This is a genomic window from Curtobacterium luteum, from assembly GCF_001475545.1.
In the GTDB taxonomy this organism is placed as follows: domain Bacteria; phylum Actinomycetota; class Actinomycetes; order Actinomycetales; family Microbacteriaceae; genus Curtobacterium; species Curtobacterium luteum_A.
The window spans coordinates 23140-36819 of record NZ_LDQC01000036.1; the positions used below are offsets into that span (position 1 = coordinate 23140).

12 protein-coding genes are annotated in these 13680 nt (G+C 71.6%); 1 reads left to right on the top strand and 11 read right to left on the bottom strand.

The annotated features are described in order from the left end of the window. Window positions 1–33: 33 nt before the first annotated feature. The 3 genes from NS184_RS06515 to NS184_RS06525 are packed head-to-tail and all read right to left on the bottom strand — an operon-like array spanning window position 34 to window position 2431. Window positions 34–537 (bottom strand): hypothetical protein, encoded by a 504-nt coding sequence (locus NS184_RS06515; RefSeq protein WP_058725322.1) that lies wholly within the window; start codon window positions 535–537, stop codon window positions 34–36. Further along, complete coding sequence (locus tag NS184_RS06520; RefSeq protein ID WP_058725323.1) at window positions 534–1760, bottom strand: MraY family glycosyltransferase; 1227 nt, start codon at window positions 1758–1760, stop codon at window positions 534–536. Before NS184_RS06520 ends, NS184_RS06515 begins: the two co-directional genes overlap by 4 nt. Further along, the gene (locus NS184_RS06525; RefSeq protein WP_058725324.1) at window positions 1757–2431 is read right to left on the bottom strand and encodes an L-threonylcarbamoyladenylate synthase; all 675 of its coding nucleotides are present in this window, start codon (window positions 2429–2431) and stop codon (window positions 1757–1759) included. Before NS184_RS06525 ends, NS184_RS06520 begins: the two co-directional genes overlap by 4 nt. A gap of 26 nt (window positions 2432–2457) precedes the next feature. Here NS184_RS06525 and NS184_RS06530 point away from each other — a divergent pair, with 26 nt between their 5' ends. Next, complete coding sequence (locus NS184_RS06530; RefSeq protein ID WP_058725325.1) at window positions 2458–3120, top strand: HAD-IA family hydrolase; 663 nt, start codon at window positions 2458–2460, stop codon at window positions 3118–3120. A 275-nt stretch (window positions 3121–3395) separates the two neighbouring features. On the opposite strand, the gene prmC is transcribed toward NS184_RS06530, so the two are convergent. The 8 genes from prmC to NS184_RS06570 all read right to left on the bottom strand — a co-directional run bounded on the left by prmC (window position 3396) and on the right by NS184_RS06570 (window position 13534). Beyond that, window positions 3396–4307 carry a peptide chain release factor N(5)-glutamine methyltransferase gene (prmC, locus tag NS184_RS06535; RefSeq protein ID WP_058725326.1) on the bottom strand — a complete coding sequence of 304 codons (912 nt, stop codon included), beginning with the start codon at window positions 4305–4307 and terminating at the stop codon, window positions 3396–3398. Beyond that, window positions 4304–5386 carry a peptide chain release factor 1 gene (prfA, locus tag NS184_RS06540; protein ID WP_058725327.1) on the bottom strand — a complete coding sequence of 361 codons (1083 nt, stop codon included), beginning with the start codon at window positions 5384–5386 and terminating at the stop codon, window positions 4304–4306. The genes prmC and prfA overlap by 4 nt, the downstream gene beginning before the upstream one ends. A 3-nt stretch (window positions 5387–5389) precedes the next feature. After that, complete coding sequence (gene rho / locus NS184_RS06545; protein WP_058725328.1) at window positions 5390–7603, bottom strand: transcription termination factor Rho; 2214 nt, start codon at window positions 7601–7603, stop codon at window positions 5390–5392. Between the two features lie 163 nt (window positions 7604–7766). After that, the gene (gene thrB / locus NS184_RS06550) at window positions 7767–8693 is read right to left on the bottom strand and encodes a homoserine kinase (protein WP_058725335.1); all 927 of its coding nucleotides are present in this window, start codon (window positions 8691–8693) and stop codon (window positions 7767–7769) included. A 65-nt stretch (window positions 8694–8758) separates the two neighbouring features. After that, window positions 8759–9838 (bottom strand): threonine synthase, encoded by a 1080-nt coding sequence (gene thrC, locus NS184_RS06555; protein ID WP_058725329.1) that lies wholly within the window; start codon window positions 9836–9838, stop codon window positions 8759–8761. Between the two features lie 51 nt (window positions 9839–9889). Next, window positions 9890–11221, bottom strand: coding sequence for a homoserine dehydrogenase (locus tag NS184_RS06560; protein WP_058725330.1), 1332 nt, complete (start codon window positions 11219–11221; stop codon window positions 9890–9892). A 29-nt stretch (window positions 11222–11250) separates the two neighbouring features. Further along, window positions 11251–12735, bottom strand: coding sequence for a diaminopimelate decarboxylase family protein (locus tag NS184_RS06565; RefSeq protein WP_058725331.1), 1485 nt, complete (start codon window positions 12733–12735; stop codon window positions 11251–11253). Between the two features lie 43 nt (window positions 12736–12778). Beyond that, complete coding sequence (locus NS184_RS06570; protein ID WP_058725332.1) at window positions 12779–13534, bottom strand: LmeA family phospholipid-binding protein; 756 nt, start codon at window positions 13532–13534, stop codon at window positions 12779–12781. Between the last annotated feature and the right edge of the window lie 146 nt (window positions 13535–13680).

The window sequence follows — 13680 nt, forward strand, 5'->3', positions numbered from 1 at the left end:
AAGCCTATCAGGTGCGAGAGGCTTCCCGGGCTCTCAGTCGCGGGTGTCGTCCTTCTCAGGTTCCGAGGAGGAATCCGCGCCCGAGGCCGCCGGTGCGCCGGGCAGCGCCACCCCGATCGGGACCCGCGCCTTCGCCACCGCGACGACGTCGATGACGAGGGAACCGACGACCCCGACGATGATCACGACGGCGAGGATCGGGAAGTCCACCCACGCACGGTCCCGCAGCGCCACGAGCACGACGATGAAGAGCACGAACTTGAGCAGCCACGTGCCCATCACGATGCCGAAGAACGCGCCCGAGATCATCTGCCCCTTCGACACGCGGAGCGCGACGAGCACCGACAGCGCGGTGAGCCCGAGGAACACGACGCTCAGCACGGCGCCGAGCAGGCCGCCGGCCAACCCCGGCGTGCCGGCGACGAGGAGCCCCACGACTCCCCCGACGACGGCGAGGGCGACCGCGAGGAGTCCCGCCCAGACGAGGATGCGGCGGAACACCGGCCGGACGTGGTCGAGCGCGTTCGGTGCGGTCACGTGATGTCTCCAGGGATCGAGCGGTCGTTGGCGGCCCGGTCGAGCGGGTCGAGGCTGGCATCCACCACGGCGGCGGAGCGGTCGGCGGTCTGGGCGGCGATCTCGGTGCGTTTCCGGCCGAGCGGGGCGAAGGTGGCGACGGCGCACACCGTGAACCCGACGGCGACGAACGCCACGACCCAGTACCAGTCGACGAAGAGGAAGAGCAGACAGCCGAACGCCACGGTGGCGGTCCACGCGTAGAAGATCAGCACCGCGTGGAAGTGCGAGTGCCCCATGTCGAGCAGACGGTGGTGCAGGTGCTTCCGGTCGGCGGAGAACGGCGACTTCCCGGCGCTGAGACGCCGGGTGACCGCGAGCCCGAAGTCGAGGATCGGCACGATGAGGATCGCGAAGGGCAGCAGGATCGGGATGAACGCCGGCAGCAGGGCCTGGCGTGTCTGGACCGCCGCGGGGTCGATGTTGCCCGTGACGCTCACCGCACTGGTGGCCATGAGGAACCCGACGAGCAGCGCACCCGCATCGCCCATGAACAGCTTCGCGGGGTGCCAGTTGAGGATGAGGAACCCGAAGCACGCCCCGACCAGGACCGCGGTCAGGAGCGACGGCAGGTTGAAGAAGAACTCCGTCTGCTGCACCACGCGGTTGATGAAGAACGTGTAGAGGAAGAACACCCCGCCGGCGATGATCGCCACCCCCGCGACGAGCCCGTCGAGCCCGTCGATGAAGTTCACCGCGTTCATCACGAGCACCACCGCGAGCACGGTGAAGATGAGGCTCATGTACGACGAGCCGACCCCGAGGGTGTTGCCGATCGGCAGGGAGACGATCGCCACGCCCTGCCACGCCAGGATGCCGGCGGCGATGATCTGACCCGCCAGCTTCGTCATCCAGTCGAGGTCCCAGATGTCGTCCGCGACCCCGAGGACCACGATGATCGTCGCTCCACCGAGGACCGCCAGCACCCGGCCCGGTTCGGAGAACACGAGCCGGAAGTAGTCCGTCCCGGCGATCGACGGGAACAGGAACCACGCTGCGAGCATCGCCACCATGACGCCGAGGTACATCGCGATGCCGCCGAGCCGGGGCGTCGGCGTGCGGTGCACGTCACGCTCGCGGACCTTCGGGTACCAGCGGAACCGGACCCCGAGCTTCCACACCAGCCAGCTGATGCAGAAGCTCACGACCGCAGAGATGGCCCCCGCGAGCAGGTAGTACTTCACGCGATCAGGTCGGCTCCGACGACCCTGGCGATCTCGTCGTCGGGGATCACGCCGTGCCGCACGATCGTCAGCTTGTCGCCGGTCGAGAGCCCGGTCGCGTCGACGATCGTCGACCCGGTGGACGCCGCGAACCCGTCGTGGACCTCGATCGGGCCGCCGTCGAGGTAGACCGAGACGCTGTCGCCGAGCATGCGCTCCGCCGCGTCGACGTCCATGGCGGCCGGGTCACCGGTGCTGTTCGCCGAGGACACCGCGAGCGGGCCGACCTCCTGCAGCAGTTCGAGCGCGATCCTAGAGTCCGGCATGCGGAGCGCGACGGTGCCCCGGGTCTCGCCGAGGTCCCAGTCGAGGGACGGCTGTGCCCGGAGGATGACCGTCAGGCCACCGGGCCAGAACTCGTCGACGAGGTCACGCACCTGCTGCGGCACCTCGCTCGCGAGCGCATCGAGGGTCGGCGGCCCCGGGATGAGCACGGGCGGCGGGGACTGCCGGGTCCGGCCCTTCGCGTCCAGGAGGCGCTGCACGGCGGCCGCGCTGAAGGCATCCGCGGCGAGGCCGTAGACGGTGTCGGTGGGGACCACGACGAGTTCTCCGCGTCCGAGCGCGGCACGTGCGAGCCGCATCCCGGTGAGGAGGCCGTCGTTGTCGGTGCAGTCGTATCGGGAGGCCATGACTCGCACGATGATAGTGCGACACAATGGACGACATCGTGAACGAGACCACCGCGCCCCCGCTCCTGTTCCTCTTCGACATGGACGAGGTCCTCGTGCACTACGACTGGCGCGTGCGGATGGAGGCCCTCGCGGCCTTCACCGGACACGACTTCACCGAGCTCCGCCGTCGCTGGTGGGACTGCGGGAACGAGGCGCGGGCCGAGGCCGGCCACTGGCCCGACGGGGACGCCTACCTCGCCGCGTTCGAGGACGCGATGGGTTGTGACGTCCCGGAGTCCGAGTGGGCGCGGTTCCGCGGCGCGGCGATGACGGAGCTGCCCGAGCGGGTCGAGGCGGTCCGGATCGCGGCGCAGCACGGGCGCGTCGGCCTGCTGACGAACAACGGTCCGCTCGCCGGTCGGTGGATCGCGCGGTGGGTGCCCTCGCTCGCGGCGGTCTTCGGCGACCACCTCGACACGACGAGCAACTTCGGTGCCCGCAAGCCCGAGCCCGAGGTCTTCCTCCGGGCGCTCGAGCACCACGGTGTCCCGGCCGAGCGCACCTTCTTCGCCGACGACATGCCGGTCAACGTCGAGGGCGCGCGGAGCGTCGGCATCCACGCCGTCCTGGTCGAGGAGCACACCGACCTCCGCGAGGCGGTCCGCGCCTTCGTCGCGCAGCAGCGCGAGGCCTCCCCCGTCGCCTGATCGAGGCGGTGCATCGCGCCTGTTCCTTCCCATAGAGGTTGCAATGGGAAGTGGAAACGGGCGTACCGGGTCATCCCGCACCACCAGGCACGCCCGAATCCACCAGCCACGCCCGGTCCCGCCAAGCACGCCCGAATCCACCAGCCACGCCCGAATTCACCAGCCACGCCCAGTCCTGCCAGGCACGCGGGGTCCCGCCGCGCATGCCCGGCCCGCCAGGCACACGCGGGACGACCGGCCGGGAGGTACGGCTCGGCTCCGCCCCACGGGTCGCGTCAGCGGGTGGCCGTCGTGGTGCGGTCGCGGCCGGTCAGGTCGACGTGCGTCTCCGGCGAGCGGAACCCGCGTGCGGCGAGGACTGCCCGGACGTCGGCGCCCTGCTGCTCCGCGTGCTCGACGACGAGGAGGCCGCCCGGCACGAGGAGGCGCCAGGCGGTCTCGGTGAGGGCTCGGACGGCGTCGAGGCCGTCCGCTCCCCCGTACAGCGCGAGCGACGGGTCGTGGTCCCGGACCTCGGGGTCGACCGGCACCATGTCGTCGGGGACGTAGGGCGGGTTCGACACGACGACGGAGACCGTGCCGTCGAGCTCGGGCAGCGCGTCGGCGAGGTCGCCCTCGACGAGCCGGACCGTCCCGCCGTGGGCCTCGACGTTGCGACGGGTCCACGGCAGCGCCCCGGTCGAGCGTTCGACCGCGTACACGACCGCGTTCGGCACCTCGGTGTCCATCGCGATCGCGATCGCCCCACTGCCGGAGCCGAGGTCGACGGCCACCGGCGCGGGCAGCGCGGTGGCGCGGAGCGCGTCGATGCCGAACTGCACGACGCCCTCGGTCTCTGGTCGCGGCACGAACACGCCCGGTCCCACCGCGAGCGTGAGGGCACGGAAGTGCGCCTCGCCCGTGATGTGCTGCAGCGGCTCTCGGGTGGTCCGTCGGGCGATGGCGTGACGGAAGCGCTCGACGTGCTCCGACGCGATCGCTCCCCCGGTCAGCGCACGGGCCTGGACGGCACCGCGCGAGGTGTCCGTCGCCCAGGCGAGCAGGAGCTCGGCGTCGACCTGCGGGGTCGGGACACCGGCCGCACCGAGCGCCGCGGCCGACTCCCGGAGGAGCCGGTCCGCGGCGAACGTGACGGGTCCGTCGGAGGCGGGTTGCGCCTCCCGTCCGCCCGAGGGGAGGTCGCTCACGCGTCCTGGTCGCCGATGGCGGCCAGGCGCGCCTCCTCGTCCGCCTGGATGGCGGACTGGATGACGGGCTCGAGTGCACCGTTCATCACGCGGTCGAGGTCGTACGCCTTGTACCCGGTGCGGTGGTCCGCGATGCGGTTCTCCGGGAAGTTGTACGTACGGATGCGCTCGGAACGGTCCATGCCGCGGATCTGCGACTTGCGCGCGTCCGAGGCGATGGCGTCGAGCTCCTCCTGCTGCTTCGCGAGGATGCGTGCACGGAGGACGCGCATGCCGGCCTCGCGGTTCTGCAGCTGCGACTTCTCGTTCTGCATCGCCACCGTGATGCCCGTGGGCAGGTGCGTGATGCGGACCGCGGAGTCGGTGGTGTTGACCGACTGACCGCCGGGGCCGGAGGACCGGTACACGTCGATCTTGAGGTCGTTCTGGTTGATCTGGACCTCTTCGGGTTCGTCGACCTCGGGGAACACCAGCACGCCCGTGGTGGACGTGTGGATCCGCCCCTGCGACTCGGTCGCCGGCACCCGCTGCACGCGGTGCACGCCGCCCTCGTACTTCAGGTGTGCCCAGACGCCCTGGGACGGGTCCGTCGCGTTCGACTTGATCGCGACCTGCACGTCCTTGTAGCCGCCGAGGTCGGACTCGGTGCGCTCGAGCAGCTCGACCTTCCAGCCCTTCGTCTCCGCGTAGTGCGAGTACATGCGCAGGAGGTCGGCCGCGAAGAGCGCGGACTCCTCGCCGCCCTCACCGCCCTTGATCTCCATGATGACGTCACGGCCGTCGTCGGGGTCGCGCGGGATGAGCAGGCGACGCAGGCGTTCCTGGCGTTCCTGCAGCTGCTCCTCGAGCGCGGGCACCTCGTCCGCGAAGGCCTCGTCCTCACGGGCGAGTTCCCGGGCGGCGGCGAGGTCGTCCCCCGCCGCCTGCCAGGACTCGTACGCGGACTTGATCTGGCTGAGCTCGGCGTACCGCCGGTTCACCTTCTTCGCACGGGCCGGATCGGCGTGGAGCGCGGGGTCCGACAGCTGCTGCGTCAGGTCCTCGTGTTCCGCCAGCAGCCCCGCTACCGACTCGAACACCGGTTACTCCTGGTGGCCGTTGTGGTGCCCGCCGGTCGTGGGGACCGACTTCTGCACCTGGACCAGGAACTCGACGTTCGACTGCGTCTCCTTGAGGTTCCGCAGCACGATCTCGAGGGCCTGCTGGGGGTCGAGCCCCGCGAGGGCCCGGCGCAGGCGCCACGTGATCTTGACCTCGTCCGCGGAGAGCAGCTGCTCCTCGCGACGGGTGCCGGAGGCGTTGACGTCGACGGCCGGGAAGATCCGCTTGTCCGCGAGGTGGCGGTTGAGGCGGAGCTCCATGTTGCCGGTGCCCTTGAACTCCTCGAAGATGACCTCGTCCATCTTGGAGCCGGTCTCGACGAGCGCGGTCGCGAGGATGGTCAGCGAGCCGCCGTCCTCGATGTTGCGCGCCGCGCCGAAGAAGCGCTTCGGCGGGTACAGCGCAGCCGAGTCGACACCACCGGACAGCACGCGACCGGAGGCCGGCGTCGCCAGGTTGTAGGCGCGGCCGAGGCGCGTGATCGAGTCGAGCAGCACGACGACGTCGTGACCGAGCTCCACGAGGCGCTTGGCACGCTCGATGGCGAGCTCGGCGACCGTGGTGTGGTCCTCCGCCGGACGGTCGAAGGTCGAGGCGATGACCTCGCCCTTCACCGAGCGCTGCATGTCGGTGACCTCTTCGGGCCGCTCGTCGACGAGCACGACCATGAGGTGCGCCTCGGGGTTGTTCTTCGCGATCGCGTTGGCGATGGCCTGCAGCACGACGGTCTTGCCGGCCTTCGGCGGCGACACGATGAGGCCGCGCTGGCCCTTGCCGATCGGCGACACGAGGTCGATGATCCGCGTCGACAGCTTCTGCGGCTCGGTCTCGAGACGCAGACGCTCGTTCGGGTACAGCGGCGTGAGGTCGGAGAAGTCCTTGCGGGCAGCAGCCTCGTCCGCGGTCTGGCCGTTGACGGTGTCGACCTTGACGAGGGCGTTGTACTTCTGCCGGCTCTGCTGCTCGCCGCCCTGGGGCTGCTTGATCGAACCGACGATCGCGTCGCCCTTGCGGAGGTGGTACTTCTTCACCTGGCCGAGCGAGACGTAGACGTCGCTCGGGCCGGGCAGGTAGCCGGTCGTCCGCACGAAGGCGTAGTTGTCGAGGACGTCGAGGATGCCCGCGATCGGGATGAGGACGTCGTCCTCCGTGACCTCCGGCTCGAGGTCGTCCTGCTGGCCGCCACGACCGCGCTTGCGGTCACGCTGACGACGGCTGCGGCCCTCGCCCTCCTGCGCGTCCTGCTGCGGACCGTTCTGGGTGTTCTGCTTCTGCTGGCCCTGCTTCTGCTGGCCGTTCTGGTCGTTCTGCTTCTGCTGGCCGTTCTGCTGGCCCTGCTTCTGCTGACCGTTCTGGTCGTCCTGCTTCTGCTGGCCCTGCTGGTCGTTGCCGCCCTGGCCGTTCCCGGCCTGGCCGTTCCCGGCCTGGCCGTTGCCGCCCTGGCCGTTCTGCTCGCCGTTCTCGCCGTTCTGGCCACGCCCACGACCACGCCCGCGGCTGCGGCGTCCGCGACGCGAACCGCCCTCACCCTGCTGGTCGCCGTCGCCGGACTCGCTGCCCTGCTCGCCCGTTTGCGAGGCGGCGTCGCCCTGGGCCTCCTGGCCGCCCTGCTGCTGGCCGTCCTGCTGCTGGCCGCGCCCGCGGCGCTGGCCGGCAGCCTGCGCCGCTTCCTGAGCGTCCTTCTCGGCACGGACCTGGTCGAGGCCGGCGAGGAGGTCCTCGGTGCCGGTGTGGCCGTGGTTCTGGTGCTCTGCCGCCGACGTCGGCGCCGCGTTCACGGTGCCCGCCGAGGAGGCACGACGCGAGCGACGCGCGCGGTTGCCGCTCGGCTGCTCGGTCGCCTCGGCGCCGGTGGCGGCGCCCGAGGTCGCGTCCTGCGCAGGCTGCTGCTGGGAGGCCGGCTCCTGCGCCGCGGACGGCGCGGGTGCCGGCTGTTCGGTTGCCGGCTGCTCGGTTGCCGGCTGCTCGGCTGCCGGCTGCTCGGCGGCGGGCTCGGTCAGCGTCGGCTGCTCGGCGACCGGGGTCTCGGCCGTCGCGGGGCGCTTGTCCTCGATGGTGGCGATGAGGTCGCCCTTGCGCATCTTCGACAGGCCGGTGATGCCGAGGGAGGAAGCGATGCGCTGGAGCTCCGGGAGCCGGAGGGCGCGCAGGTCGCTGGGGATCTCCACCGGGGTGGAGTCGTTGACGTTCGTCAAGGTCGGTGTTTCCTTTCGAACCGCAGAACGCGGAGAGTTTCCACCGCCCCGGGTGCACAGGGGTGCACCGACCGTCGCTCAGACGACGGATCGGGAAACGGTGATCAGAAAGAGAGTGCCCCCGCGCACCGGACCCTGCACCGGCGAGGATCGTTCCTGCTGCCTATGCGAGATCGGCTTGGAGCGCCGAGTGCGCTGCCACTGTAGCACCACCCAGGTCCACGGCCAGCATGAGCGGTCGCCAGTCCGATTCCGCGTGTCGCGCCACGAGGTCCGCCGCGGTGAGGCGCTGCGCCGGATCGCTGCCGAGGACGAGGAGGCTCGGGCCGGCCCCCGAGACGACGGCCGCGAGCCCGTGCTGCCGCAGGAGTCCGATGAGCGCGTCGGTCTCGGGCATGGCACTCGCGCGGTACGCCTGGTGGAGGCGGTCCTCCGTGGCGGCGAGGAGCAGTTCGGGGCTCTGGATGAGCGCCGCGACGAGGAGCGCCGACCGCGACACGTTGAACGCCGCGTCCTCGTGCGGCACACTCGCGGGCTGCAGGGACCGTGCGAGCTTGGTCGACAGGGTCGACGTTGGCACGAAGACCACCGGCGAGACGCCGCGGTGCACGAGGAGCCGCTTGTAGGCCGGCCCGTCCGCGGTCATCCACGCGATGGTGAGGCCGCCGAAGAGCGCCGGCGCGACGTTGTCGGGGTGACCCTCCATCTCCGTGGCGAGCGTCAGGAGCGTCGAGGCGTCGAGGTCGACGACCCCGTCGAGGAGCCCGCGAGCCGCCATGAGCCCGGCGACGATCGCCGCGGCGGAGGACCCCATGCCGCGGCCGTGCGGGATGGCGTTGACCGCGTGCAGCTCGAGCCCGGGCTGCTCGGTCACGCCTCCGGCAGCGAGCCCTCGACGGACTGCCTGCACGACGAGGTTCGACTCGTCCGTGGCGACTTCACCGGCACCGACGCCCTCGACCGTCACGGTCGCGCCGGACTCCGGCCGGACGCGCACCGTCACCTCGTCGTACAGCGACAGCGCGAGCCCGAGCGAGTCGAAGCCCGGGCCGAGGTTCGCCGAGGTCGCCGGCACCCGGACGCGCACCACCCGTCCGGCCGGTACAGCGTGCTGGGCGGTCGTGCCCTCCCCCGGTCCGGACGAGCGGTGCGTGCTCACTCGGCGCCGACCAGTCCGAGCACGTCGGCGACGGACTTCGTGTCGACCGGCACGACCGTGGGCTGCACCTCGCCGCCGTCCTCGGTGCGGAGGGCCCACTGCGGGTCCTTCAGGCCGTGGCCGGTCACCGTGATGACGACCTTCGCACCCTTGCCGACGACACCGGCGTCCGCGCGCTCCAGCAGCCCGGCGACACCGATCGCGGAGGCCGGCTCGACGAACACGCCGACCTCGGCGGACAGGATGTGGTGCGCAGCGAGGATCGCCTCGTCGGAGATCGCGCCGAAGTACCCGTCGGTCTCCGCACGCGCGTCGAGGGCGTACTGCCACGAGGCCGGGTTGCCGATGCGGATGGCGGACGCGATCGTCTCGGGCTTCGGGACGACCTCGCCGCGGACGATCGGTGCCGAGCCGGCTGCCTGGAAGCCGAACATGCGCGGGAGCTTCGACGAACGACCCGCGGCGACGTCCTCGCGGTAGCCGCGGGAGTACGCCGTGTAGTTGCCCGCGTTGCCGACGGGCAGGAAGTGGAAGTCCGGCGCGTCGCCGAGGACGTCGACGACCTCGAACGCAGCGGTCTTCTGGCCCTCGATGCGGTCGTTGTTCACCGAGTTGACGAGGTGCACCGGGTAGTTCGCCGCGAGGTCGCGCGCGATGTCGAGACAGTCGTCGAAGTTGCCCTGCACCTGGAGCAGCTGCCCGTCGTGTGCGATCGCCTGGCTGAGCTTGCCCATGGCGATCTTGCCCTCGGGCACGAGCACCGCGGCGGTGATCCCGGCGTGCGTGGCGTAGGCGGCGGCGGACGCGCTCGTGTTGCCGGTCGAGGCGCAGATGACGGCCTTCGCACCGTGCTCGACGGCCTTCGAGATCGCCATCGTCATGCCGCGGTCCTTGAACGAACCGGTCGGGTTCATGCCCTCGAACTTGACGTAGACGTCCGCCCCGGTGCGCTCGGAGAGCCGTCGCGCCGGGATGAGCGGGGTGCCGCCCTCGCCGAGGGTGACGACGGGCGTCGCCTCGGTGACGTCGAGACGGTCGGCGTACTCGCGCAGGACTCCCTGCCACTGGTGGGCCATCAGGCTCCCCTTTGTATCGGTGTGCTGTTCGGGTGCGTGGGTGGTCGCGGCTCAGGCGCCGGCGACCCGCAACACGCTGGTGATCTCGGCGACGACGTCCTCGTTCCGGAGCGCCACCACGGTGTCGGCGAGGTCGGACTCGCGCGCCAGGTGGGTGCCGATGACGAGCGTCGCGGTCGCACCGGTGCGGTCGGCACCGGGAGCGTCCGTCTGCAGCGCACTGGTCTGTTCGACCGTCTCCACGCTGACGCCGTGCTTGGCGAGCACGCCCGCGACCGTCGACAGGACACCGGGGGCGTCCGCGACGTGGAGCGTGATCTGGTAGCGGGTGCGCACGGTCCCGATCGGGAACACGGGCAGGTCCGCCTGGGTGGACTCGGCGACGCCCGGGCCGCCGATGACGTGCCGGCGCGCGGCGGACACGAGGTCGCCGAGGACGGCGGACGCCGTCTCGACGCCGCCTGCTCCGGCGCCGTAGAACATGAGGTCGCCGGCGGCCTCCGCCTCGACGAAGACGGCGTTCTTCGCGCCGTGCACGCTCGCGAGCGGGTGCGACTCCGGCACGAGGGCCGGGTAGACCCGGGCGGAGACGCCCTCGCGGCCGTCCTCGTCGGTCAGTCGCTCGGCCGTCGCGAGGATCTTCACGACGTAGCCGGCCTTCCGGGCCGCGCGGACCTGGTCGATCGTGATCGCCGTGATGCCCTCGCGGTGCACGGCGGCGAGCGGCACCGAGGTGTGGAACGCGAGCGACGCCAGGATCGCGGCCTTCTGCGCGGCGTCGTACCCCTCGACGTCGGCGGTGGGGTCGGCCTCGGCGTACCCGAGCTCGGTCGCGGTGGCGAGGGCGTCCTCGAAGGTCGCGCCCTTGCGGTCCATCAGGTCGAGGATGAAGTTGGTGGTGCCGTTGACGATGCCCATGATGCGCACGATGCGGTCACCGGCGAGGGAGTCGTGCAGCGGGCGGATGATCGGGATCGCCCCGGCGACGGCGGCCTCGTAGTAGAGCTGCGCGCCGACCTGCTCGGCGGCCGCGAAGAGCTCCGGGCCGTGGGTCGCGAGGAGGGCCTTGTTGCCCGTGACGACGTCCGCGCCGGACTGCAGCGCCTGGAGGACGAGCGTCCGCGCGGGCTCGATGCCGCCGATGAGCTCGACGACGATGTCGGCGCCCAGGATCAGCGACTCGGCGTCGGTCGTGAAGAGGTCCTTCGGCAGGTCGACGTCCCGCTCCGCCTCGGTGTCGCGGACGGCGATCCCGACGAGCTCCAGGCCAGCGCCGGCACGCGAGGCGAGCTCGTCGCCGTGCTCGAGGAGGAGCCGCGCCACCTGCGACCCGACCGAGCCGGCTCCGAGCAGGGCGACGCGGACGTTGCGGTATTCGATCATCTGGGGGTGGTTCCTGTCGTTCGGGCGGGTCACCGGCCGGGGCCGGTTGCGGGGACGACCCCGGTGTCACGGGCGAGCAGGTCGTCGATCGACTCGCCCCGGACGAGGATACGGGCTGTGCCGTCCGCAACGGCGACGACCGGCGGACGACCCACGTGGTTGTAGTTGCTCGCGAGGCTCCAGCAGTAGGCGCCGGTCGCAGCGACGGCGAGGAGGTCGCCGCGGTGCACGTCCCCCGGCAGGTACTCGTCCTGCACGACGACGTCGCCGCTCTCGCAGTGCTTGCCGACCACCCGGCTGAGCACCGCCGGCGCGTCCGAGCTGCGGGCGAGGCGGGCGGTGTAGTCGGCGCCGTACAGCGCCGGCCGGGCGTTGTCGCTCATGCCGCCGTCGACGGACACGTAGGTGCGGGTCGCGGCGTGGGACGTCGGTTCGTCGGCGGGGAGGGCGTCGCCCTCGGTGGCAAGCACCGGTCCGGCTCCGTCGGACGCAGGCACGTCGAGCTCCAGGGTCACGGGCTTGATCGTGCCGATCGAGTACAGCGTGATGCCGGCGGGGCCGACGATGTAGCGACCGGGTTCCACCGCGATCTCGGGCACCGGGATCCCACGCTCCGCACAGGCCTCGGCGACGATGGCGGCGAGGGCCTCGGCGACGTCCTCGGGCGCGAACGCCGAGTCGGCCTCGGTGTAGTCGATGCCCCATCCCCCACCGAGGTTGAGCTCCGGCACCGGACCGGTCGCCACGAGCGCCGCGTGCACGTCCATGAGGCGCCGAGCGGCCTCGCGGAACCCGGACTCGTCGAAGATCTGCGAACCGATGTGCGAGTGCAGGCCGACGAACGCGAGCGACGGCTCCGCGCGGACCGCCGCGGCGGCCTCCTCGGCCTCGGTCAGCGGGATGCCGAACTTCTGGTCCTCGCGGGCGGTGGCGAGGTACTCGTGCGTCGAGGCGTGCACGCCGCTGTTGATCCGGATGCGGACGCGCTGCACGACACCGGCCTCGGCGGCGGCTCGGGCGACGCGCTGCACCTCCTCGTGGCTGTCGAGGACGATCGTGCCGACGCCGACCTCGACGGCGCGCGCGATCTCGGCGTCGGACTTGTCGTTGCCGTGGAAGCCGAGCATGCCCGGATCGACGCCGCCGGCCAGGGCGACCGCGAGCTCCCCGCCGGTGCAGACGTCGACGCGGAGGTCCGCCGCGGCCATCCACGCGGCCACCTGGGTCGTCAGGAACGCCTTGCCGGCGTAGTAGACGTGCGCACGGGTGCCGATCCGACGGAACGCGTCCGAGAAGGCGGTCCGCACGCGGACGGCCCGCGCCTGCACATCGCGTTCGTCGACCACGTACAGCGGCGTGCCGAACTGCCGTGCGAGGTCGGAGGCAGTGATCCCGCCCACGGCGAGCTCGCCGTCGTCCGTCCGGGTCGCGGACGCCGGCCAGATGCGCGCCGTCAGCGCGGAGGCGTCCGTCGGGAACCGCAGCCGCGGCGGGGCAAGGGGGTTCTCGCTCACGGGACCCGATCCTACCGAGCCGGGAGGAGCCTCCCGTCCGGTGTTACGAGCAGGACCCGACCGACCGCAACCCTTCCTCGCTGAGCGGCAGGGAGTCCGCGGTGACGCGGACGGTCGCGTCGCGCGCGGTGATGTCGAGGTCGCGCACCGACAACTGGGACGGCAGGAAGCGTGCGGTGCAGACCTCGACCGGGACGTTCGTGACGCCGGGGATCGAGTCGACCTTGAGGCCGAGCGACGAGTTGGTGATGCGGACGCTCTTCGGGGTGATCGTCACGCCCTTGCCGTCGTCCTGCGTCACGACGTCCCCGCGCGCGGCGTACGTGATGTCGTAGCCGAGCACGGCCGTCGTGCCGGAGAGCTCGACACCACCGTCGACGAGCTTCAGTCGCTCGAACAGCGGGCTGTACTTCGCGAGGTCCGAGACGCTGCTCGAGGCGAGGGTCACGGTGCCGTCGAGGTCGCGGACGTCGCCCTTGCCGTCGACCGGGACGTCGTGCACGGTGACGTCGGCGGCGAGCGGGATGCCGTCGACGGTGATCTTCCGCGAGGAGATCTCGACCTCGTCCAGCGTGCCGCCGATGAGCTGCGGGATGACGATGCCGTCCGCGTGTGCCTCGACCTGACCCGTGGTGCCCTCGGGGAGCGACTGCTCGACCTGGTCGGCGATGATCCGGTCGACGACGCCGCGGAGGACGAACTCGGCGACCACCACGAGTGCGGCGAGCACGACGAGCACGACGACGAGGACGATCGGCCAGCGGCGGCGCTTCGGGCGGGCGGCGGGGGCGGCGGTCATGCGCCCCACCCTGCCAGCACCCACCGTCAGCCTGCCTGGAGGCGCGGCGTACGCCCGGTGGACATCCCCCGTTGGTGCGCTGGGTACGGCGGGCGCCGAGGCACGGCGTCTGTGCGGCCGCTTCGAACCACGAACGCGACATCGAA

Coding starts and splice junctions, on each gene's coding strand:
- NS184_RS06525 (WP_058725324.1), bottom strand. CDS start 2,431: ATGGCCTCCCGATACGACTGCACCGACAACGACGGCCTCCTCACCGGG.
- NS184_RS06530 (WP_058725325.1), top strand. CDS start 2,458: ATGGACGACATCGTGAACGAGACCACCGCGCCCCCGCTCCTGTTCCTC.
- thrC (WP_058725329.1), bottom strand. CDS start 9,838: ATGGCCCACCAGTGGCAGGGAGTCCTGCGCGAGTACGCCGACCGTCTC.
- NS184_RS06560 (WP_058725330.1), bottom strand. CDS start 11,221: ATGATCGAATACCGCAACGTCCGCGTCGCCCTGCTCGGAGCCGGCTCG.
- NS184_RS06570 (WP_058725332.1), bottom strand. CDS start 13,534: ATGACCGCCGCCCCCGCCGCCCGCCCGAAGCGCCGCCGCTGGCCGATC.